Below are 21,555 nucleotides of genomic sequence, written 5' to 3' on the forward strand. Positions count from 1 at the left end.
GCTATCGCTCTCCTAGCAAGGCCAACACCGCGTCAGCCGCCTGGTTGGAGGCGTCACGACGCAAGGTGCGGTGAATCTGGTCGAAGCTGTCGGTCTGCTGTGTGCCGTCGGTGAGCAGCGGCGCCAGGGTCTGGGCCAGGGCATCGCTGGTGGCGGCGTCCTGCAGCAGCTCGGGCACCAACAGGCGCTGGGCCAGCAGGTTGGGCAGCGATACGTACGGGCTCTTGACCATGCGTTTGAGAATCCAGTACGTCAACGGTGCCAGGCGGTAGGCAACGACCATGGGCCGCTTGTACAACAACGCTTCCAGGGTGGCCGTGCCTGAGGCGATGAGCACCGCGTCGCACGCGGCGAGGGCCTCGTGGGAGCGGCCGTCGAGCAAGGTCAGGGGCAGGTCGCGGCCCTGCAGCATCTGCTCGAGCTGCGCGCGCCGGGACGGATTCGCGCACGGCGAGACGAAACGCACCCCAGGCACCCGCTCGCGCAAGCGCTGGGCGGCATCGAGGAACAACGCCCCCAGGCGCTCGACCTCACCCCCGCGGCTACCCGGCATGAGGGCGACCAGCGGCCCCTCGCCCAGCCCGAGGGCGACGCGAGCGGCTTGGCGATCAGCTTCGAGCGGGATGGTATCGGCCAGCGGATGGCCGACGAAACGCACCGGCACGCCCTTCTCTTCGTAGAACTTCGCCTCGAAGGGAAGCAGGGTCAGCATCAGGTCGCAGCCTTCGCGAATTTTCAGCACACGCTTCTGCCGCCACGCCCAGACCGACGGGCTGACATAGTGCACGGTCTTGATCCCGGCCTGGCGCAGCTTCAGTTCGATCGTGAGGTTGAAGTCCGGAGCGTCGATACCGATGAACACATCCGGCTTTTCGGCGATGAGTGTCTGGATCAGCTCCTTTCGGCGCCTGAGCAGCTCGCGCAGGCGCCCCAGCACTTCCACCAGCCCCATGACCGCGAGGCGCTCCATGGGGAAATAGGACACCAGGCCTTCGGCCTCCATCAAAGGGCCGCCGACACCGATGAAACGCACATCGGGGTGGCGCGCCTTGAGGGCTCGCATCAGGCCGGAACCGAGGATATCGCCGCTGGCCTCACCGGCGACCAACGCCACGCACAGCTGGGCCATGTCAGCGGGTGATGCCGCGAGCGGAACTTTGGATCGACTGGCGGAACAGCTCGACCTCGGGGAACTGCGTTGCCAGCTCGTCCAGCTCGTTGAGCGCGTCTTCCACGGTCAGGCCATGGCGATAGACGATCTTGTAGGCGCGGCGCAGAGCGTGGATGACTTCATCGCTGAATCCCCGGCGGCGCATGCCTTCGAAGTTCATGCTACGTGCCTCGGCCGGGCTGCCGAATACCGTGACGAAGGCCGGTACGTCTTTGCCGATCGCCGTGCCCATGCCGGAAAAAGCGTGGGCGCCAATATGGCAGTACTGGTGCACCAGGGTGTAGCCGGACAGGATCGCCCAGTCGCCTACATGGACATGGCCAGCCAGCGCGGTATTGTTGACCAGAATGCAATGGTTGCCGATGACGCTGTCATGCCCGATATGAGCATAGGCCATGATCAGGTTATGGTCGCCAAGGGTGGTTTCCGCACGGTCCTGGACGGTGCCACGGTGGATGGTGACCCCTTCGCGAATCACATTGTGGTCGCCGATCACCAGGCGCGTGGGCTCACCCTTGTACTTGAGGTCAGGGGTGTCTTCACCGATGGAAGAAAACTGGTAGATGCGGTTGTGCTTGCCGATCCGGGTCGGCCCCTTGAGCACCACATGAGGGCCGATGACGGTGCCCTCTCCGATCTCCACGCCAGGCCCTACGATCGACCAGGGGCCCACCTCGACACCGTCGGCCAACTTGGCCGAGGGGTCGATGATCGCCCGAGGGTCAATCGAACTCATAGGGAGCGTTCCGCGCAGGTGATCTCGGCCGAGCAGACCGGCTTGCCGTCGACCAGGGCACGGCATTCGAACTTCCAGATCATGCTCTTGCGGCTGAGGAACTTGGCTTCCAAGACCAGCTGGTCACCCGGCAACACAGGCTGGCGGAAGCGCAGCTTGTCGGAGCCGACGAAGTAATAGAGGGTGCCGTCGGCTGGCTTGGCATCGAGCATCTTGAAACCGAGAATCCCGGCCGCCTGGGCCATGGCCTCGATGATCAGCACGCCCGGCATGATTGGATGCGCCGGGAAATGGCCGTTGAAGAACGGCTCATTGATGCTGACATTCTTGTAGGCACGAATGCTCTGGGCCTCGAAGTCCAGATCCGTTACGCGGTCCACCAGCAGGAACGGGTAACGGTGAGGCAGGTATTCGCGAATCTCGTTGATGTCCATCATTTCGGGGGGAAGCCTGTAATAAGAATAGGGAGCGCAGGTGCTGACCACACGCTCCTTTTGCAATCCAAAGAGGAGCCAGCTAGCGACTGTTCACTCTTGCTCAGGGAATGGTATCAGCCTTCTGATGCCAGCTGGCCACCTGAGGTCACGGTGTCGACACGTTTTTCCAGCTGTTGGAGACGCTTGGACATCTCGTCCAACTGGCGGATACGCGCGGCGCTCTTGCGCCATTCGGCCAGCGGCTGCATGGCCGTGCCGGATGAGTAGCCACCCGGTTCCGTGATGGAACGGGTCACCATGGTCATGCCGGAAACGAATACGTTGTCGCAGACATCGATATGACCGACCATGCCCACACCGCCCGCGATCATGCAGTGCTTGCCGATGCGGGTGCTGCCGGAAATCCCGACGCACGCGGCCATGGCCGTGTGGTCACCGACCTGCACGTTATGGGCGATCTGGATCTGGTTGTCGAGCTTGACGCCGTTGCCGATGCGCGTGTCCGACAACGCGCCGCGGTCCACGGCGGTGTTCACGCCGATCTCCACGTCGTCGCCGATGGTCACGCCACCGATCTGGGCGATCTTGTTCCAGACACCCTTCTCGTTGGCAAAGCCGAAACCTTCGCCGCCGATCACCGCGCCGGACTGGATGACCACGCGCTTGCCGATGGTCACGTCGTGGTACAGCGTCACCCGCGGTGCCAGCCAACCGCCCTCACCGATCACGCAACGGGCACCGATGAAGCAGTGGGCACCGATGGAGACATTGGCCGCTACCTGCGCACCGCTCTCGATCACCGCGAACGGGCCGATGCTGGCGCTGGGGTCCACCTGAGCGTCCGGGGCCACCACGGCGCTGGGATGGATTCCCGCCACAGCCTTGGGTTTGGGGTCGAACAGGTGGGAAATCCGGGCGTAGGCCAGATATGGGTCAGGCACGATCAGCGCATTGCCGGCGAAGCCTTCGGCGTCCTCGGCCTTGAGCAGCACGGCGCCAGCCTTGGAATCGTCCAGGTACTTGCGATACTGCTTGTTGGCCAGGAAACTCAATTGCCCGGCGCTGGCTTCCTGAAGGGTTGCCAGGCCGGTGATCTGCAGCGACTCGGGGCCCTTGAGGGTCGCCCCGAGGGCCTCGGCCAGCTGGCCGAGCGTCATGGTCACGGTCATATCAACGGGCTTGGTTCATGCGCTCGATGACTTGACGGGTGATGTCGTACTGCGGCTTGACATCGATTACCGCGCCGCGCTCGAGCACCAGGTCATAGCCACCCTTCTTGATCACTTCCTCGACAGCACCGTCGAGCTTGGGCTTGAGTTGCTTGAGCATGTCACGGTCGGCAACGGCCTTGGCTTCGTTCAGCTCCTTGGACTGGAACTGGAAGTCACGGGCCTTCTGCTTGAATTCGAGCTCCAGGCGCTCGCGCTCCTGCTGCTGCATCTTGTCACCGCCTTTGATCAGGCGGTCCTGGATGCCTTTGGCGCTGCTTTCCAGGTTCTTCAGCTTGGTCAGCTGCGGGCCGAACTTCTTCTCGGCATCGACGGCGTACTTCTTGGCCGCGTCAGACTCGAGCAGTGCCATCTGATAGTTCAGCACGGCAACCTTCATTTCGGCGAAAGCCGGGGTGGCGACCAGCGCCGCGGCCATCACGGCCAGTTGAGTCAACTTACGCACGATGCACTCCTGGATAAACCGTTGTCGTTGAGCGAGGGCCGACCTTAGAAGGTCTGGCCCAGAGAGAATTGGAACACCTGGGTATCGGCGTCGTCCGGCTTCTTCACCGGCATCGCCAGGCTGAAGCTCAGCGGGCCCAGCGCGGTGATCCAGGTGACGCCCAGGCCGACGGAGCTGGCCATGCCCGAGAAGCCGACTTTCTCGCAATCAGGTTTGTTGCCGCAATTGGTGTCGAACACGTTACCCACGTCCCAGAACACGGACGTACGCAGGGAACGCTGGTCCTTGACGAACGGCAGCGGGAACAGCAGTTCTACACCACCCTGCACGAGGACGTTGCCACCGAACGGCAGCGGATCCTGATCCGGGTCCTTGATGGTGCCCGGCTTGGTGCCGTCGCTCGGGGTACTGCGCGGGCCCAGGCTGCTGTCCTTGAAGCCGCGGACCGAGTTGAAGCCACCGGCGAAGTAGTTCTCGTAGAACGGCAAGCCATCGGTGGAACCGAAACCATCACCATAGCCCAACTCGGTATGCAGGCGCAGGGTGTAGTCGTTGTTGATCGGCTTGAACAGCTGGCCACGGTAGTCGAGCTTGAAGAACGACAGGTCGCTGCCCGGGGTGGTGACTTCGGCGGTCAGGCTCTGGGAGTGACCACGGGTCGCCAGCACACCCTTGTTCAGGGTGGACTCGGACCAGCCGGCCGACGCCTTGAAGTTCAGGAAGCTGTCGTCGCCTTCCCTGTCCAGGAAGTCGAAGATTTCGTCGACGGTGTATTTGCCCGTCTTGATCTTGTCCTGCTGGACGTTGAAGCCAAAGGTCAGGCGCGAGGTCTCGCTGATCGGGTAGCCGACGCTGACACCGGCACCCAGGCTGTCCACCGCATAGCTCGCCACGTCGACATCGAGATCGTCGTAGTCGGTGCTGCGGTAGAAGGCGTTGTAGCCCAGGCTGACGCCATCGGCGGTCCAGTAGGGGTCGACGAAGCCGAAGTTGTAGCGGGTCTGGTATTCCGAACGGGTCAGGCCGACGGACACCTTGTTACCGGTACCCAGGAAGTTGCTTTGGCTGATCGAGCCACCGAGGATCAGGCCTGCGCTCTGGGCGAAACCGACGCTGGCGGTGATGGAGCCGGACGCCTGCTCTTCGACACTGTAGTTGACGTCGACCTGGTCGTCGGTGCCTGGCACCGGCGGGGTCTCGACGTTGACTTCCTTGAAGAAGCCCAGACGCTCGAGGCGGGTCTTGGATTGGTCGATCAGGTAGGTCGAAGCCCAGCCACCTTCCATCTGGCGCATTTCGCGGCGCAGCACTTCGTCTTCGGTCTTGGTGTTGCCGCGGTAGTTGATGCGGTTGACGTAGGCACGCTTGCCCGGATCGACGACGAACATGATATCGACGGTGTGGTCTTCATCGTTCGGCTGCGGCACGCCGTTGACGTTGGCGAAGGTATAGCCTTCGTTGCCCAGGCGACGGGTGATCAGGTCGGAAGTGGTGGTCATCACCTTGCGCGAGAACACCTGGCCCGGCTGCACCAGCAGCAGCGACTTGACCTGGTCTTCAGGCACTTTCAGGTCGCCGGAGAGCTTCACGTCACGGACGGTGTACTTCTCGCCTTCATTGATGTTGACGGTGATGTAGACGTGCTTCTTGTCAGGGGTGATGGAGACCTGGGTCGAGGCGATGTCCATGTTGATGTAGCCGCGGTCCAGGTAGTAGGAACGCAGGCGCTCCAAGTCACCGGAGAGCTTCTCGCGGGCGTACTTGTCGTCGTTCTTGAAGAAGGACAGCCAGTTGGTGGTCTTGAGCTCGAAGAGCTGGGCCAGCTCGTCATCGTCGAAGACGTTGTTGCCGACGATGTTGATGTGCTGAATCGCGGCGACGGTGCCTTCGTTGATCTTGATCTTCAGGCCAACGCGGTTGCGCGGCTGCGGCACCACCTCGGCGTCGACCTCGGCCGAGTAGCGGCCCTGAGCCACGTACTGGCGCTGCAGTTCGTTACGCACGCCCTCGAGGGTGGCGCGCTGGAAGATCTCGCCTTCGGCCAGGCCCGATTGCTTCAGGCCCTTCATCAGGTCTTCGGTGCTGATCGCCTTGTTGCCTTCGATCTCGATGCTCGACACCGACGGGCGCTCGACCACGTTGATGATCAGGACATTGCCGTCGCGGCTCAGCTGGATGTCCTGGAAGAAGCCGGTCTTGAACAGCGAACGGGTGGACTCCACCAGGCGCCGATCGTCGGCCTGGTCGCCCACGTTCAGAGGCAGGGCACCGAACACGCTGCCAGCGGAAACCCGCTGCAGGCCGTTGACACGAATATCGGAGATGGTGAAGGACTCGGCGTGAACTTCAGCGATCATCAGTGCGGAGAGGACCGCAGTTAGCAGCAGACGTTTCATGAAGTCCTTTTATTCCAACTGGCAATAAACAACCCGCCGCGATGAGGCGGCAGGTTCGTTCGCAATTGAGCGAAGCTTTTTATAGTCGACCCAGATCGTTGATCAGGGCGAGCAACATCACCCCAATGACCAAACTGATACCGATCTGGACCCCCCAACCTTGCACCCGATCCGAAAGCGGACGACCGCGCGCCCACTCGATCAGGTAGAACAGCAAATGCCCCCCATCCAATACGGGGATGGGCAGCAGGTTAAGAACCCCCAGGCTTATGCTCAGGTAGGCCAGGAAATTCAGGAAATCCCCCACGCCCGACTGGGCTGAAGCGCCCGCCACTTTAGCAATGGTTATCGGTCCACTCAAGTTTTTTACCGAGAGCTCCCCGAACAGCATTTTCTTCAGCGATTCGAGGGTCAGGACGCTCATGTTCCAGGTCCTCGACAGGCTCTGGGCAACAGCATCCAGCGGCCCGTAGCTGACTTCGCGGACCATGTCGGCGGGCCATTCGGCGCCCTTGACGCCTGCCCCCAGGTACCCACCGGAGGCCTGCCCTTCACCGCGCCGAGCCAAGGTCACCGGGACCTCCAGCTGGGCACCGTCGCGCTCGACGCGAAGCTGCACCTTGGCCTCGGGGCGGGCGCGAACACTGTCGACCACCTGCTGCCAATCGTTCAGGGCGACGCCATCGAGGCTCAGCAGCCGATCGCCGGTCTTGAGCCCGGCAGCGGCGGCCGGCCCCTTCGGGTCGATCTCGGCCAGCACCGGCGCAATGGCCGGGCGCCACGGGCGCAAGCCCAGGGACTGGATCGGGTCCGGTTCGTCCACGCCTTTGAGCCAATGGCTCAAGGTGATTTCATACTGGCGCTCCACCGTACCACCCTGGTCGAGCACACCGACCTTGAGGGTGCCGCTTTCGCCGAGACGACGCACCAACTGCAGGTTGACCGCCGACCAGCCATTGGTCGGCTCGCCATCGATGGACACCACTTCCTGACCGGCGGCCAGGCCGGCGGAAGCCGCCAGGCTACCCGACTCGACCGCACCGATCACCGGGCGCACCTGCTGAGTGCCGAGCATGGCCAGGACCCAGAAGAACAACAAGGCGAGGAGGAAGTTGGCCACGGGGCCGGCCGCGACGATGGCGATACGCTGGCGCACCGGCTTGCGATTGAAAGACTGCTCGACCAACGCAGGCGGCACTTCACCTTCGCGCTCGTCGAGCATCTTGACGTAGCCACCCAGGGGGATGGCCGCCACCACGAACTCAGTGCCGTGGCGGTCATGCCAGCGCAGCAACGGCGTGCCAAAGCCCACGGAGAAGCGCAGCACCTTGACGCCACAGCGTCGAGCCACCCAGAAGTGGCCGAATTCGTGGAAGGTGACCAGCACACCCAGGGCTACCAGGGTGCCGACTATCATGTAGAGCGCTGTCATACCTGTCTCCGAATGACGTTCAGCCCATCCCTGGAACTACCAGACATCAGTAACCGTGACGCCTCAACCACTCCCGGGACAGCTCCCGGGCCCGCTGGTCCGCGGCGAATACTGCCTCCAGCGAAGGCAACGGTACCACGGGTTCCTGGTCGAGCACCTGTTCGATCATACCCGCGATCTCTGGGAAGCGGATACGCCGCTGGAGAAATGCCTCCACGGCCACTTCGTTGGCCGCATTGAGCACGGCCGGCGCGCTGTTGCCCGCTTCGGCCGCCTGGCGCGCCAGGCGCAGGCAGGGAAAACGCTGCTCGTCGGGGGCCTGGAAGTCCAGGCGTGCGATGGCGAACAGGTCCAGCGGCGCGACACCGGAGTCGATGCGCTCCGGCCAGGCCAGGGCATTGGCGATCGGTGTGCGCATGTCGGGGTTGCCCAGCTGCGCGAGCACCGAGCCATCGACATAGTCGACCAGCGAATGAATGACACTTTGCGGGTGGACCACCACCTCGACCTTGGCCGGCGCTGCATCGAACAGCCAACAGGCTTCGATCAGCTCCAGGCCTTTGTTCATCATGCTCGCCGAGTCGACCGAGATCTTGCGCCCCATGGACCAGTTGGGGTGGGCACACGCCTGCTCCGGCGTGACATCGGCCAACGCTGCGGCCGGTGTCTCACGGAACGGCCCGCCCGAGGCGGTCAGTAGGATGCGGCGCACGCCGACCTGGGCCAGCCCGCGGGCATGATCGGTAGGCAGGCACTGGAAGATCGCGTTGTGCTCGCTGTCGATCGGCAGCAATACGGCGCCACTGCGCCGCACGGCGTCCATGAACAGCGCGCCGGACATCACCAGCGCTTCCTTGTTGGCGAGCAATACCTTCTTGCCCGCCTCCACGGCCGCCAGGGTCGGACACAGGCCTGCGGCACCGACGATGGCAGCCATCACCGCGTCCACCTCCGGCGCCGAGGCGACCTGGCACAGCCCGGCCTCCCCTTCCAGCACTTCGGTGGTGCAACCGGCACCCACCAGGCCGTCACGCAAGCGCGCGGCAGCCTCGGCGCCGGGCACCACGGCATAGGCCGGGCGGTGCCGTACGCACAGGGCGAGCAACTCATCGAGACGGGAATAGCCGCTCAGGGCAAACACCTGGTAGCGCTCTGGGTGGCGGGCGATGACATCCAGGGTACTCAGGCCGATGGAGCCGGTGGCACCCAGCACCGTAATACGTTGCGGCTGGCTCACATCACACCCCATTCGGCAGCCCAGAGCAGTACGGCGAACATCGGGATCGCCGCGGTCAGGCTGTCGATACGGTCGAGCACGCCACCATGGCCGGGCAGCAGGTTGCTGCTGTCCTTGATGCCTTCGCGGCGCTTGAACATGCTCTCGGTCAGGTCACCGATCACCGAGGACATCACCACGACCACTGCACCCAGCAGGCCGAGCAGCACATCACCGATGCTCCAGTCGCGGGCCAGGCCCACGCCCAGGGTGATCAGCAGGCTCACCGCCATGCCGCCATAGACGCCTTCCCAGCTCTTGCCGGGGCTGACCTGCGGCGCCAGCTTGCGCTTGCCGAAGGCCCGGCCGGAGAAGTAAGCACCGATGTCGGCGGCCCACACCAGCACCATGACAGCCAGGATCAGCCAGTTGCCCAGCGGCCAGTGCTTGAGCAGCACCAGGCCCTGCCAGGCCGGCAGCAGCACCAACAGCCCGATCAGCAGGCGACAGGCGGCGCTGTTCCACAGCTCGCTGCTGCGCGGGTAGGTAAGCACCAGCCAGGTGGCCAGCCCCCACCAGATCACCGAAGCACCGAGCACCCAGGGCGCCAGGTCCGGCATCAGGTAAAGCAGCATCAGCGCCCCGGCGACCACCGCCGCATAGGCCAGGCGCAACGGCTGGGCGACGAGCCCGGCCAGGCGCGCCCACTCCCAGGCGCCGAGCGTGACGACCAGGCCGATGAACAAGGCGAAGTCCCCACCGTTGAGCAGGAAGAAGCCGCCCAGCGCGACCGGCAACAGGATCAGCGCGGTAATGATGCGTTGTTTAAGCATTAAGCACGAGCTCCAGCCTCGACCTGCTCGCTGGTCTTACCGAAGCGGCGCTGGCGCGAAGCGAAATCGGCCAGGGCGGTACGCATGGCCTCGTGTTTGAAGTCCGGCCAGTACAGGTCGGAGAAGTACAGCTCGGCATAGGCCAGCTGCCACAGCAGGAAGTTGCTGATGCGATGCTCGCCCCCAGTGCGAATGCACAGGTCGGGCAGCGGCAGGTCGCCTGTGGCCAGGCAGGTTTGCAACAGGCCCGGGGTGATGTCCTCGGGACGCAGGTGGCCGGCTTGGACTTCACGCGCCAGGCGTTGCGCTGCCTGGGCGATGTCCCACTGGCCACCGTAGTTGGCGGCGATCTGCAGGATGAAACGGTCGTTGCCGGCGGTCAGGGCCTCGGCTTCGCGCATGGCAGCCTGCAGCTCGGGATGGAAACGCGAACGGTCGCCAATGATGCGCAGGCTGATCTTGTTCTCGTTGAGGCGCTTGGCCTCGCGGCGCAGGGCCGTGAAGAACAGTTCCATCAGCGCACCGACCTCATCGGCCGGCCGCTGCCAGTTTTCGCTGGAGAAGGCGAACAGGGTCAGCACCTCGACCCCAGCCTCAGCGCAGACTTCGATCACCGCACGGACCGCATCGACGCCGGCCTTGTGCCCGGCGACGCCGGGCAGCAGGCGTCGCTTGGCCCAGCGGTTGTTGCCATCCATGATGATCGCGACATGACGCGGCACCGAAGGCGATGCCGCTGGCTTGGTCTTTTCCATGAAAGAAACCCTGGCCTCAGACGGCCATCAGGTCCTTTTCCTTGGCCTTGAACGCAGCGTCGATCTCAGCGACGAACTTGTCGGTCAGCTTCTGGATCTCGTCCGCTGCACGACGCTCTTCGTCTTCGCTGATTTCCTTGTCCTTGGTCAGCTTCTTGAGGTCGGCCAGTGCATCGCGACGCACGTTGCGCACGGCTACCTTGGCATCCTCGGCGACGCCGCTGGCCTGCTTGGTGTAGCCCTTGCGGGTTTCCTCGGTCAGGGCCGGCATCGGCACACGGATGGTGGTGCCTGCGCTGGACGGGTTCAGGCCCAGGTCGGAGGTCAGGATGGCCTTCTCGATGGCGGCGCTGAGGTTCTTGTCGTGGGCGACGATCTTCAGGGTACGGGCGTCCTCGACGGTGACCGCAGCCACCTGGTTCAGCGGCATCTCGCTACCCCAGGCCGGGACCTTGACGCTGTCCAGGATGCTTGGGTGGGCGCGACCGGTACGGATCGCCGCCAGGTTGCGAGCCAGAGCCTCGATGGACTTGCCCATGCGCTCCTGCGCGTCTTTCTTGATGTCGTTGATCATGCTTGGCCTTCCTCGATCAAAGTACCTTCAGCGCCACCCACCACGATGTTCAGCAGGGCGCCAGGCTTGTTCATGTTGAATACCCGCAATGGCATCTTGTGGTCGCGGCACAGGCAAATTGCGGTCAGGTCCATGACACCGAGCTTGCGATCCAGGACCTCGTCGTAGGTCAGGTGATCGAACTTCTCGGCGTGTGGGTCCTTGAATGGATCGGCAGTGTACACACCGTCTACCTTGGTCGCCTTCAGCACGACGTCAGCATCGATTTCGATGGCGCGCAGGCAGGCTGCGGAGTCGGTGGTGAAGAACGGGTTGCCGGTGCCGGCGGAGAAAATTACCACATCCCCGGAGTTGAGGTGACGAATAGCTTTGCGGCGATCGTAATGGTCGGTGACGCCAACCATGGAAATGGCCGACATGACCAGGGCCGGGATGTTCGAACGCTCCAGGGCGTCACGCATGGCCAGGGCGTTCATCACGGTGGCCAGCATCCCCATATGGTCGCCGGTGACGCGGTCCATGCCGGCTGCGCTGAGCGCGGCGCCGCGGAACAGGTTACCGCCGCCGATCACCAGGCCGACTTGGACGCCGATGCCGACCAACTGGCCGACTTCCAGGGCCATGCGATCCAGTACCTTCGGGTCGATCCCGAACTCTTCCGAGCCCATCAGGGCCTCGCCGCTAAGTTTGAGCAAAATGCGTTTATAGCGGGGTTGGCGACCACTCACCTGCTGGGCCATTGCGAGTTTCTCCTGGGGCGTGCTTTTAGAAAATTCGTGCGGGCTGTTTGCAGCCTGCTAACTGTAGCGTGGCGCTGCTTCAGCGCCAGCGGATGCGCGAGGGGTAAACCCGCATCCGTTTTGACAAAGAGGCTGCGCGCGTGAGCGGGCAGCCTCTTTGGGGCGACAGACGGGGCTGTCTTACTGCTTGGCGGCAGCTACCTGGGCGGCAACTTCTTCAGCGAAGTTGTCGACCGGCTTCTCGATGCCTTCGCCGACCTTGAAGTAGGTGAAGGAAACGATTTCAGCACCGGCTTTCTTGGCCAGTTCGCCAACCTTGACTTCCGGGTTCATGACGAAGGCCTGCTCTTTCAGCGAGGCTTCGGCTTTGAACTTGGTGATACGACCGTTGATCATGTTCTCAACGATGTTTTCCGGCTTGCCGGCGATCTTGTCGGCGTTCAGCTGCAGGAAGACGTTCTTCTCACGCTCGATGGCCTCGGCGGAGATTTCCGACGAATCCAGGAACTCTGGGTTCGAAGCTGCAACGTGCATGGCGATGTTCTTGGCCAGCTCGACGTCGCCGCCCTTCAGGACGACAGCAGCGCCGATCTTGTTGCCGTGCAGGTAGGCGCCGACGACGTCACCTTCAACGCGCACCAGGCGACGGATGTTGACGTTTTCGCCGCACTTGGCGACCAGGGCTTCACGAGCGGCTTCACGCGAAGCGATCAGCGGAGCGGCGTCGGTCAGCTTCTGGGCGAAGGCTTCTTCGATGCTTTCAGCAACGAAGTTCTTGAAGTCGTCTTGCAGGGCCAGGAAGTCGGTCTGCGAGTTCACTTCCAGCAGGACAGCGGACTTGCCGTCGGTCTTGACTGCGATGGCGCCTTCGGCGGCAACGTTGCCAGCCTTCTTGGCGGCCTTGATGGCGCCGGAGGCACGCATGTCATCAATGGCTTTCTCGATGTCGCCGCCGGCCTTTTCCAGGGCCTTCTTGCAGTCCATCATGCCTTCGCCGGTACGCTCGCGCAGTTCTTTGACCAGCGCTGCAGTAATTGCTGCCATTTCAAAATCCTCTTGGAAAGTTTTTCAACCATTCCACCCGCTCGTCACGGGCGTTCAATTCTGCAAATCCACTGCTGTCACTTCAGCAGCCCCATGATGCGCGGACGTGCTGACAGCAGGATTTCAAGGTGGCAAAAAGGGGGCCTAGCCCCCTTTTTGCGTGCCAAGTAGACGCCGGGCGTCAATTACTCGGCAGCAGGTGCAGCCGCTTCTTCAGCGTAGACTTCGGTGCCGCCGGCAACGTTGTTGCGGCCGCGGATGACGGCGTCAGCCATCGAAGTCATGTACAGCTCGATGGCGCGGATGGCGTCGTCGTTGCCTGGGATGACGTAGTCAACGCCTTCCGGGCTGCTGTTGGTATCGACAACGCCGATGACCGGGATGCCCAGCTTGTTGGCTTCGGTGATAGCGATGCGCTCGTGCTCGACGTCGATGACGAACAGTGCGTCAGGCAGGCCACCCATGTCCTTGATACCGCCCAGGCTGCGATCCAGTTTTTCCAGGTCGCGGCTGCGCATCAGGGCTTCTTTCTTGGTCAGCTTGGCGAAGGTGCCGTCTTCGGCCTGGGTTTCCAGGTCGCGCAGACGCTTGATCGAAGCACGGATGGTCTTGTAGTTGGTCAGCATGCCGCCCAACCAGCGGTGGTCAACGTATGGCGAACCGCAACGAGCTGCTTGCTCGGCGACGATCTTGCCAGCGGAACGCTTGGTGCCGACGAACAGGATCTTGTTCTTGCCCTGGGCCAGGCGCTCGACGAACGACAGAGCGTCGTTGAACATCGGCAGGGTTTTTTCCAGGTTGATGATGTGGATCTTGTTGCGCGCGCCGAAAATGAACTTGCCCATTTTCGGGTTCCAGTAACGGGTCTGGTGGCCGAAGTGCACACCGGCCTTCAGCATATCGCGCATGTTGACTTGGGACATGATAGTTCCTTGATAAGTCGGGTTGGGCCTCCACGTATCCCAATGACCAACCCACAGGCTCGCGAGCTTGGGGCACCCAGGTCATCGTGTCGACACGTGTGTGGGTTAAGGCTTCCGGGGACCTCCCCCGAAAGCGGCGCATTTTATACCACAGACCACGGGCGAACGGAACCCGGGGGATGCCTCGTCCGTCAGCGATTTTTGCAGCCTGCAGGCAATCGCGCCAGAATTGCCTACTGACTAGACAGCAGAACCTGCGCCTTTATCCCCACAGATTGACGCCCCGCTCTGCTAGAATCCGGCCTTTCCCGTTTGTTCGCGCCCTCGGGGCGCCGTAGAGAGCCTGTATGACCGTCACCATCAAGACCGCAGAAGACATCGAGAAGATGCGCATCGCCGGCCGCCTGGCCGCCGAAGTCCTCGAGATGATCGAAGAACACGTCAAGCCCGGTGTCACCACCGAGGAGCTCGACCGCCTCTGCCACGACTATATCGTCAACGTCCAGCAGGCCATCCCGGCGCCGCTCAACTACAAAGGCTTCCCCAAGTCGATCTGCACCTCGATCAACCATGTGGTCTGCCACGGCATCCCTAACGAGAAGCCACTCAAGGATGGCGACACCATCAACATCGACGTCACCGTGATCAAGGACGGCTATCACGGCGATACCAGCCGCATGTTCCACGTCGGCACCGTCGCGCCTTGGGCCGAGCGCCTGTCCAAGGTCACCCAGGAATGCATGTACAAGGCCATCGAACTGGTCAAGCCTGGCTGCCGCCTGGGCGATATCGGCGAGGTGATCCAGAAGCACGCCGAGAAGAACGGCTTCTCGGTGGTGCGCGAATTCTGTGGCCATGGCATCGGCAAGGTGTTCCATGAAGAGCCGCAGGTACTGCACTACGGCCGCGCCGGCACCGGCATGGAACTCAAGGAAGGCATGACCTTCACCATCGAACCGATGATCAACCAGGGCAAGGCCGACACCAAGGTGCTGGGCGACGGCTGGACCGCCATCACCAAGGACCGCAAGCTTTCCGCCCAGTGGGAGCACACAATCCTGGTGACCGCCACCGGCTACGAGATCTTCACCCTGCGCAAGGACGACACCCTGCCGCGCACCTCGGCCTGACCCGTCCCAGGGCCAACAATACAGGAACGCGACTCGATGCCCCAGGTGGATCCCGAGCTGTTCGACCGTGGCCAGTTCCAGGCGGAACTGGCGCTCAAGGCAAGCCCCATCGCTGCCTTCAAGAAAGCCATCCGCCAGGCCGGCGCGGTGCTCGACCGGCGCTTTCGCGAAGGCGGCGAGATCCGCCCGCTCATCGAGGACCGCGCCTGGTTCGTCGACAACATTCTGCAACAGGCCTGGAACCAATTCGACTGGCGCGACCAGGCCGGCATCGCCCTGGTCGCCGTCGGCGGCTATGGCCGTGGCGAGCTGCACCCCTGGTCGGACATCGACCTGCTGATCCTGCTCGACAGCGCCGAACACGAGCAGTACCGCGACGCCATCGAACGCTTCCTTACCTTGCTGTGGGACATCGGCCTGGAAGTGGGCCAGAGCGTTCGCACCGTCGAAGAGTGCGCCGAACAGGCCAAGGCCGACCTGACGGTGATCACCAACCTGATGGAAAGCCGCACCATCGCTGGCCCCGAAGCCTTGCGCCAGCGTATGCTGGAGGTCACCAGCACCGAACATATGTGGCCGAGCAAGGAGTTCTTCCTGGCCAAGCGCGCCGAACTCAAGGCCCGCCACCACAAGTACAACGACACCGAGTACAACCTCGAGCCCAACGTCAAAGGCTCCCCGGGCGGCCTGCGCGACATCCAGACCGTGCTCTGGGTGGCTCGTCGCCAGTACGGCACCCTGAACCTCCATGCCCTGGCCGACGAAGGCTTCCTGCTGGAGAGCGAGAACGAGCTACTGGCCTCCTCCCAGGCCTTCCTGTGGCGGGTGCGCTATGCCCTGCACATGCTTGCCGGGCGTGCCGAGGACCGTCTGCTGTTCGACCACCAGCGCAGCATCGCCGCATTGCTCGGCTACAGCGACGAGAACCCCAAGCGCGCCATCGAACAGTTCATGACCCAGTACTACCGGGTGGTGATGAGCATCAGCCAGCTGTGCGACCTGATCATCCAGCATTTCGAAGAGGTGATCCTCGCCGACGACGACAGCAGCACCACCCAGCCGCTGAATGCGCGCTTCCGGCTGCATGACGGCTATATCGAGGCGGCCAACCCGGCCGTGTTCAAGCGCACCCCGTTCGCCATGCTGGAAATCTTCGTGCTGATGGCCCAGCACCCGGAGATCAAGGGCGTGCGGGCCGACACCGTGCGCCAGTTGCGCGAACACCGCCACCTGATCAACGACAAGTTCCGCAACGATATCCGCAATACCAGCCTGTTCATCGAACTGTTCAAATGCGAGATCGGCATTCACCGCAACCTGCGGCGGATGAACCGCTACGGCATCCTCGGGCGCTACCTGCCGGAGTTCGGCCTGATCGTTGGGCAGATGCAGCACGACCTGTTCCACATCTATACGGTCGATGCCCATACCCTCAACCTGATCAAGCACCTGCGCAAGCTGCAGTACACGCCGGTCTCGGAGAAATTCCCGCTCGCCAGCAAGCTCATGGGGCGCCTGCCCAAACCCGAGCTGATCTACCTGGCCGGCCTCTACCATGACATCGGCAAGGGCCGCCAGGGCGACCACTCCGAGCTGGGCGCGGTGGATGCGCAGGCCTTCTGCGAACGCCACCAACTGCCGGCATGGGACAGCCGGCTGATCGTCTGGTTGGTGCAGAACCACCTGGTGATGTCCACCACCGCCCAGCGCAAGGATCTTTCCGACCCGCAGGTGATCAACGACTTCGCCCTTCACGTGGGCGACGAAACCCGCCTGGACTACCTCTACGTGCTGACCGTGGCCGACATCAACGCCACCAACCCCAGCCTGTGGAACTCCTGGCGCGCCAGCCTGCTGCGCCAGCTCTATACCGAGACCAAGCGCGCCCTGCGCCGGGGCCTCGAGAACCCGCTGGACCGCGAGGAGCAGATCCGCCAGACGCAGACCGCGGCGCTGGACATCCTGGTGCGCGAAGGCACCGACCCGGACGACGTGGAGCAGCTGTGGGCCCAACTGGGCGACGATTACTTCCTCAAGCACACCGCCGCCGACGTTGCCTGGCACAGCGACGCGATCCTCCAGCAGCCGGCCGATGGCGGCCCGTTGGTGCTGATCAAGGAAACCACTCAGCGCGAGTTCGAGGGCGGCACGCAGATCTTCATCTACGCCCCCGACCAGCACGACTTCTTCGCCGTGACCGTGGCCGCGATGTCCCAGCTCAACCTGAACATCCATGACGCGCGGATCATCACCTCCAGCAGCCAGTTCACCCTCGACACCTATATCGTCCTGGACAACGACGGCGGCTCGATCGGTGACAACCCGCAGCGGGTCAAGCAGATCCGCGACGGCCTGACCGAGGCCCTGCGCACCCCCGAGGACTACCCCACCATCATCCAGCGTCGGGTGCCGCGCCAGCTCAAGCACTTCACCTTCGCCCCGCAGGTGACCATCCACAACGATGCCCAGCGACCGGTGACCATTCTGGAGATCACCGCCCCCGACCGCCCCGGCCTGCTGGCACGGATCGGGCGCATCTTCCTGGAGTTCGACCTGTCGCTGCAGAACGCCAAGATCGCCACCCTAGGCGAACGGGTGGAAGACGTATTCTTCATCACTGACGCCGACAACCAACCGCTGTCGGACCCGCAACTGTGCCTGCGCTTGCAGGAGGCGATCATCAAGCAGCTGCAGGCCGGCCAGGCCAGCGACACCAGCACTCCCCGCGTGACCTTCTAACGATTGACGAGACCTTGCGCCGATGAACCATGCCCTGACCCAGCTTCAGCCCTACCCGTTCGAGAAACTCCGTGCCCTGCTGGGCAGCGTGAAGCCTGCGGCGGACAAACGCGCCATCGCCCTGTCGATCGGCGAGCCGAAGCATGAATCGCCGGCGTTCGTCGCCAAGGCCATGGCCGACAATCTCGACAAGCTAGCGGTGTACCCGAGCACCATCGGCCTGCCCGCCTTGCGCCAGGCCATCGGCCAATGGTGCGAGCGCCGCTTCGGCGTACCGGCCGGCTGGCTCGATGCCGACCGCCACATCCTCCCGGTCAACGGCACCCGCGAGGCGCTGTTCGCCTTCACCCAGGCTGTGATCAACCGCGCCGACGACGGCCTGGTGGTCAGCCCCAACCCGTTCTACCAGATCTACGAAGGCGCGGCCCTGCTCGCCGGCGCCACCCCGCATTACCTGCCATGCCTGGAAAGCAATGGCTTCAACCCCGATTTCGACGCCGTACCGGCCGAGGTATGGCAGCGTTGCCAGATCCTGTTCCTCTGCTCGCCAGGCAACCCGACTGGCGCCCTGGTGCCGATGGACACCCTGAAGAAGCTGATCGCCCTGGCCGACGAGCATGATTTCGTGATCGCCGCCGACGAGTGCTACAGCGAGCTGTACTTCGATGAAGATGCGCCACCACCTGGCCTGCTGAGCGCCTGTGCCGAGCTTGGCTGCAGTGACTTCAAGCGTTGCGTGGTGTTCCACAGCCTGTCCAAACGCTCCAACCTGCCGGGCCTACGCTCGGGCTTCGTCGCCGGCGATGCCTCGATCATCAAGCCGTTCCTGCTTTACCGCACCTACCACGGCTGTGCTATGCCGGTGCAAACCCAGCTGGCCAGCATCGCGGCCTGGCAGGACGAGGCCCATGTCCGCGAAAACCGCGACCAGTACCGGGCCAAGTACGACGCGGTGCTGGCGATTCTCCAGCCGGTGATGGACGTGCAGCGCCCGGATGGCAGCTTCTACCTATGGGCCAAAGTGCCGGGCTGCGATGCCGATTTCACCCGCGACCTGTTCGAAGCCCAGCATGTGACCGTGGTACCAGGTTCGTACCTGTCGCGTGAAGTCGATGGCGTGAACCCAGGCGCGGGCCGGGTGCGCATGGCGCTGGTCGCGCCGCTGGCCGAGTGCATCGAGGCGGCGGAGCGGATTCGCGAGTTCCTGCAGAACCGTTGATTGGCCTTGGGGCGCTTTGCGCCCCACTTCCCGGAAAAACCGCTCCATTTGATTTTGCAAGATTCTGTAGGAGCGGGCTTGCCCGCGATTGGGCCAGACCCGATATCACCGTCGCCCTTGATCGCGGGACAAGCCCCACCGGGTTTACCCGCAGCGCTACCTGACCTGCCCCAGGTTCGCCTCGCTCATGTCCAGTTCCCCCAGCACCTGGCGCACCACTTCATCCCCCACCAGATGCTTGCGGTGCAACTCGTACAGCTCCAACCGCTGCGCCCGCAACGCACGCACCCGTAGCCGCCGCTCCAGCAAGTCCATTTGCTCGGCCAGGGCCCGAGCTTCGGCGGTGTCGTTGTAACTGTTCAGCTCATCGCGGTATTCGGCCATCAAACGCGCCTTGAGCTCCACCGCCAGGGTTGCCTGGGCTGCATCCTGAGGGGCATTGGCATCGACCACTTCCTCGGCCTCCAAGGCATGGATCGCCGCCTCGGCTGTACGTCGCCAGGCATCCTGCACCTCCTGGCGCAAGCGCTCGTCCGGGCTCTTGGTCACGCCGCGCAGCAACAGGGGCAAGGCGATGCAGGCACTGATCAAGGACAACAGGATCACACCGGCGGCAATGAAGATCAGCAAGTCACGCTCCGGGAAGGCCTTGCCCGCGCCCATCAGCAGCGGCACCGACATCACGCCCGCCAGGGTCACCGCTCCACGCACGCCACCGAGTGTCAGCAACAGGCAGGACCGGGTGGTGGGCACCAGCACCAGCTCCGGCTTGCCGCGCCAGCGACGCACCACGCCGATCGCGCGCCAGATGCTCTGCACCCAGACGAAGCGCAGCGCTACCAGCGCCACGAAGATCGCCAGCACATCCAGGCAGCGCCAGGCCAGCGACGGCCAAACCGCCATTTCATCGCTGACCACAGCCTTGATGATGTCCGGCAATTGCAGGCCCAGCAGCAGGAAGATCAGGCCATTGAAGGCGAACTCCAGCAACGACCAGACGCTGCGGTTGAGCAGGCGCGTGCTGGTCTGGCGCGGCAGCAGGTCGAGCCAGCTCTGCATCATGCCGGCCGCCACCGCCGAAAGAATGCCGGAGACACCCAGGCGTTCGGCCAGCACATAGGCGGCGAACGGCAGCAGCAACATGAACACCACATGGGTGGCCGGATCGTCCCAGCCACGGGCGATCATCCAGGCCCGCAGGCGACCGATCAGCCAGCTCAGGGCCACGCCGACCGCCAGGCCACCGAGGGCGACGATGAGGAAGGTGAAGCTGGCTTCGGTCAGCGAGAACACCCCGGTGATCGCTGCGGCCAACGCGAACTTGAACGTCACCAGGCCCGAAGCATCGTTCATCAGCGCCTCGCCCTGAAGCATGTGCATCAAAGGGGTGGGCAGGCGATCCTGGGTGATGGCCGACACCGCCACGGCGTCGGTGGGCGACAGCACAGCCGCCAGGGCGAAGGCGACCGGCAAGGGGATGCTCGGCAGGATCCAGTGGATGAAGTAACCCGCGCCCACCACAGTGAACAGCACCAACCCCACCGCCAGCGCCACCACCGGCCCGCGCAGGCGCCACAGCTCGCGCTTGGGCATACGCCAACCATCGGCGAACAGCAGCGGGGGCAGGAACAAGAACAGAAACAGCTCCGGGTCCAGCGCCACATGCAAGCCCAGGGTCGGCCAGGCCAGCAGCGCGCCGGCGGCGATCTGTACCAGCGGCAACGGCAGCGGCACCACCCGCCCGACCAGTTTCGACACGCTTACCAGCGTCAGCAGGATGAGGACGGTATAGGCTGACTGCATCGGCAAAGCTTCCTGTGTAATCCGAATAAAGCGACAACGGGGCGAATCCTCGCCATTGAAACACTATGTTAGCGGCGGATAGGGAAACGAGGCCGCTGCACGATAGTCGCAGGGGAAGAGTGAATATGTAACATGATGATACGTTAGGAGACAGGGTGCCTGGTTTCGAGGTTGCGCCAAGACGAACACCGCGTGCCGCCGCGATGCCGCCCAAGCGCCGCGCGATCTACCCTGCACCGAAAACCTCAAGCCCGTGTACACCCGTGGCGCTCCAGGGTTGGTTCCCGCATAATCCCGCGACTGACAATCGAAAACGGAGAAATTGGGGCGGCCTTCGAACCCCAATGCACACGATGACCTACACGCTCTACGGCATCAAAGCCTGCGACACCATGAAAAAGGCACGTACCTGGCTCGAAGACCAGGCCATTGCCTACGAATTCCACGACTACAAAACCCAAGGCATCGACCGCGACAGCCTCAACCGCTGGTGTGACGAGCACGGCTGGGAAGTGGTCCTCAATCGCGCCGGCACCACCTTCCGCAAGCTGGACGACGCCAGCAAGGCCGACCTCGACCAGGCCAAGGCCGTCGAGCTGATGCTGGCCCAGCCGTCGATGATCAAGCGCCCGGTACTCGACCTTGGCAGTCGCACCCTGGTCGGCTTCAAGCCCGACCTGTACGCCGCGGCACTGGCCTGAACCGCCTTCGCTTCAACCCCTTATTCGCATGA

The 21,555-nt window shown here is 63.4% G+C and carries 19 protein-coding genes; 4 read left to right on the forward strand and 15 right to left on the reverse strand.

The window, feature by feature from the left end; translation table 11 throughout:
* Position 1: 1 nt before the first annotated feature.
* The 14 genes from lpxB to rpsB form a co-directional block, all read right to left on the reverse strand.
* A complete protein-coding gene (gene lpxB / locus ACNFG0_RS15055; protein ID WP_416765446.1) occupies positions 2-1,129 on the reverse strand; it encodes a lipid-A-disaccharide synthase in 1,128 nt (375 codons plus the stop codon).
* 1 nt (position 1,130) lies between these two features.
* Positions 1,131-1,907, reverse strand: a complete 777-nt coding sequence (gene lpxA / locus ACNFG0_RS15060; protein WP_196144847.1) for an acyl-ACP--UDP-N-acetylglucosamine O-acyltransferase — start codon at positions 1,905-1,907, stop codon at positions 1,131-1,133.
* Complete coding sequence (fabZ, locus tag ACNFG0_RS15065; protein WP_003252314.1) at positions 1,904-2,344, reverse strand: 3-hydroxyacyl-ACP dehydratase FabZ; 441 nt, start codon at positions 2,342-2,344, stop codon at positions 1,904-1,906. The genes lpxA and fabZ overlap by 4 nt, the downstream gene beginning before the upstream one ends.
* 113 nt (positions 2,345-2,457) lie before the next feature.
* Complete coding sequence (gene lpxD / locus ACNFG0_RS15070) at positions 2,458-3,513, reverse strand: UDP-3-O-(3-hydroxymyristoyl)glucosamine N-acyltransferase (RefSeq protein WP_196144846.1); 1,056 nt, start codon at positions 3,511-3,513, stop codon at positions 2,458-2,460.
* Between the two features lies 1 nt (position 3,514).
* The gene (locus ACNFG0_RS15075) at positions 3,515-4,018 is read right to left on the reverse strand and encodes an OmpH family outer membrane protein (RefSeq protein WP_043208855.1); all 504 of its coding nucleotides are present in this window, start codon (positions 4,016-4,018) and stop codon (positions 3,515-3,517) included.
* A 44-nt stretch (positions 4,019-4,062) separates the two neighbouring features.
* The gene (gene bamA / locus ACNFG0_RS15080; RefSeq protein ID WP_196144845.1) at positions 4,063-6,414 is read right to left on the reverse strand and encodes an outer membrane protein assembly factor BamA; all 2,352 of its coding nucleotides are present in this window, start codon (positions 6,412-6,414) and stop codon (positions 4,063-4,065) included.
* Positions 6,415-6,493: 79 nt separating this feature from the next.
* Positions 6,494-7,846, reverse strand: a complete 1,353-nt coding sequence (gene rseP / locus ACNFG0_RS15085) for an RIP metalloprotease RseP (protein WP_196144844.1) — start codon at positions 7,844-7,846, stop codon at positions 6,494-6,496.
* A gap of 46 nt (positions 7,847-7,892) precedes the next feature.
* On the reverse strand, positions 7,893-9,083 hold the full coding sequence (gene ispC / locus ACNFG0_RS15090; protein WP_196156004.1) for a 1-deoxy-D-xylulose-5-phosphate reductoisomerase: 1,191 nt from the start codon (positions 9,081-9,083) through the stop codon (positions 7,893-7,895).
* Entirely contained in the window at positions 9,080-9,895 is an 816-nt protein-coding gene (locus ACNFG0_RS15095; RefSeq protein WP_196144842.1) for a phosphatidate cytidylyltransferase, read from the reverse strand. The genes ispC and ACNFG0_RS15095 overlap by 4 nt, the downstream gene beginning before the upstream one ends.
* Entirely contained in the window at positions 9,895-10,650 is a 756-nt protein-coding gene (gene uppS, locus ACNFG0_RS15100; protein WP_084854365.1) for a polyprenyl diphosphate synthase, read from the reverse strand. Before uppS ends, ACNFG0_RS15095 begins: the two co-directional genes overlap by 1 nt.
* Positions 10,651-10,666: 16 nt before the next feature.
* Positions 10,667-11,224: a ribosome recycling factor gene (frr, locus tag ACNFG0_RS15105; RefSeq protein ID WP_196144840.1), complete on the reverse strand. Its 558-nt coding sequence runs from the start codon at positions 11,222-11,224 to the stop codon at positions 10,667-10,669.
* Positions 11,221-11,964 (reverse strand): UMP kinase, encoded by a 744-nt coding sequence (gene pyrH, locus ACNFG0_RS15110; protein ID WP_084854362.1) that lies wholly within the window; start codon positions 11,962-11,964, stop codon positions 11,221-11,223. The genes frr and pyrH overlap by 4 nt, the downstream gene beginning before the upstream one ends.
* Positions 11,965-12,144: 180 nt before the next feature.
* Entirely contained in the window at positions 12,145-13,008 is an 864-nt protein-coding gene (gene tsf, locus ACNFG0_RS15115) for a translation elongation factor Ts (RefSeq protein WP_196144839.1), read from the reverse strand.
* 185 nt (positions 13,009-13,193) lie between these two features.
* Positions 13,194-13,931 carry a 30S ribosomal protein S2 gene (gene rpsB / locus ACNFG0_RS15120; RefSeq protein WP_196144838.1) on the reverse strand — a complete coding sequence of 246 codons (738 nt, stop codon included), beginning with the start codon at positions 13,929-13,931 and terminating at the stop codon, positions 13,194-13,196.
* A gap of 347 nt (positions 13,932-14,278) precedes the next feature.
* On the opposite strand from rpsB, the gene map reads away from it, so the two are divergent.
* From map to dapC, 3 genes are read left to right on the forward strand one after another with little or no spacing between them, the layout of a single operon-like run.
* The gene (map, locus tag ACNFG0_RS15125; protein ID WP_196144837.1) at positions 14,279-15,061 is read left to right on the forward strand and encodes a type I methionyl aminopeptidase; all 783 of its coding nucleotides are present in this window, start codon (positions 14,279-14,281) and stop codon (positions 15,059-15,061) included.
* A 36-nt stretch (positions 15,062-15,097) separates the two neighbouring features.
* A complete protein-coding gene (locus ACNFG0_RS15130; protein WP_196156001.1) occupies positions 15,098-17,800 on the forward strand; it encodes a [protein-PII] uridylyltransferase in 2,703 nt (900 codons plus the stop codon).
* Positions 17,801-17,822: 22 nt separating this feature from the next.
* Positions 17,823-19,019, forward strand: coding sequence for a succinyldiaminopimelate transaminase (gene dapC / locus ACNFG0_RS15135; protein WP_416765452.1), 1,197 nt, complete (start codon positions 17,823-17,825; stop codon positions 19,017-19,019).
* Between the two features lie 156 nt (positions 19,020-19,175).
* Here dapC and ACNFG0_RS15140 read toward each other — a convergent pair whose 3' ends face one another.
* Positions 19,176-20,822 (reverse strand): Na+/H+ antiporter, encoded by a 1,647-nt coding sequence (locus ACNFG0_RS15140; RefSeq protein WP_196144834.1) that lies wholly within the window; start codon positions 20,820-20,822, stop codon positions 19,176-19,178.
* Positions 20,823-21,175: 353 nt separating this feature from the next.
* Here ACNFG0_RS15140 and ACNFG0_RS15145 point away from each other — a divergent pair, with 353 nt between their 5' ends.
* Positions 21,176-21,523 (forward strand): ArsC family reductase, encoded by a 348-nt coding sequence (locus tag ACNFG0_RS15145; protein ID WP_196144927.1) that lies wholly within the window; start codon positions 21,176-21,178, stop codon positions 21,521-21,523.
* The last annotated feature ends 32 nt before the right edge of the window (positions 21,524-21,555 follow it).

This window comes from Pseudomonas sp. NY15372 (genome assembly GCF_048068215.1).
Taxonomy (GTDB): domain Bacteria; phylum Pseudomonadota; class Gammaproteobacteria; order Pseudomonadales; family Pseudomonadaceae; genus Aquipseudomonas; species Aquipseudomonas guariconensis_A.

Coding starts and splice junctions, on each gene's coding strand:
- dapC (WP_416765452.1), top strand. CDS start 17,823: ATGAACCATGCCCTGACCCAGCTTCAGCCCTACCCGTTCGAGAAACTC.
- lpxD (WP_196144846.1), bottom strand. CDS start 3,513: ATGACCGTGACCATGACGCTCGGCCAGCTGGCCGAGGCCCTCGGGGCG.
- lpxA (WP_196144847.1), bottom strand. CDS start 1,907: ATGAGTTCGATTGACCCTCGGGCGATCATCGACCCCTCGGCCAAGTTG.
- map (WP_196144837.1), top strand. CDS start 14,279: ATGACCGTCACCATCAAGACCGCAGAAGACATCGAGAAGATGCGCATC.
- tsf (WP_196144839.1), bottom strand. CDS start 13,008: ATGGCAGCAATTACTGCAGCGCTGGTCAAAGAACTGCGCGAGCGTACC.
- bamA (WP_196144845.1), bottom strand. CDS start 6,414: ATGAAACGTCTGCTGCTAACTGCGGTCCTCTCCGCACTGATGATCGCT.
- lpxB (WP_416765446.1), bottom strand. CDS start 1,129: ATGGCCCAGCTGTGCGTGGCGTTGGTCGCCGGTGAGGCCAGCGGCGAT.
- rpsB (WP_196144838.1), bottom strand. CDS start 13,931: ATGTCCCAAGTCAACATGCGCGATATGCTGAAGGCCGGTGTGCACTTC.
- ACNFG0_RS15145 (WP_196144927.1), top strand. CDS start 21,176: ATGACCTACACGCTCTACGGCATCAAAGCCTGCGACACCATGAAAAAG.
- ACNFG0_RS15130 (WP_196156001.1), top strand. CDS start 15,098: ATGCCCCAGGTGGATCCCGAGCTGTTCGACCGTGGCCAGTTCCAGGCG.
- fabZ (WP_003252314.1), bottom strand. CDS start 2,344: ATGATGGACATCAACGAGATTCGCGAATACCTGCCTCACCGTTACCCG.
- rseP (WP_196144844.1), bottom strand. CDS start 7,846: ATGACAGCGCTCTACATGATAGTCGGCACCCTGGTAGCCCTGGGTGTG.
- pyrH (WP_084854362.1), bottom strand. CDS start 11,964: ATGGCCCAGCAGGTGAGTGGTCGCCAACCCCGCTATAAACGCATTTTG.
- ACNFG0_RS15095 (WP_196144842.1), bottom strand. CDS start 9,895: ATGCTTAAACAACGCATCATTACCGCGCTGATCCTGTTGCCGGTCGCG.
- frr (WP_196144840.1), bottom strand. CDS start 11,224: ATGATCAACGACATCAAGAAAGACGCGCAGGAGCGCATGGGCAAGTCC.
- uppS (WP_084854365.1), bottom strand. CDS start 10,650: ATGGAAAAGACCAAGCCAGCGGCATCGCCTTCGGTGCCGCGTCATGTC.
- ACNFG0_RS15140 (WP_196144834.1), bottom strand. CDS start 20,822: ATGCAGTCAGCCTATACCGTCCTCATCCTGCTGACGCTGGTAAGCGTG.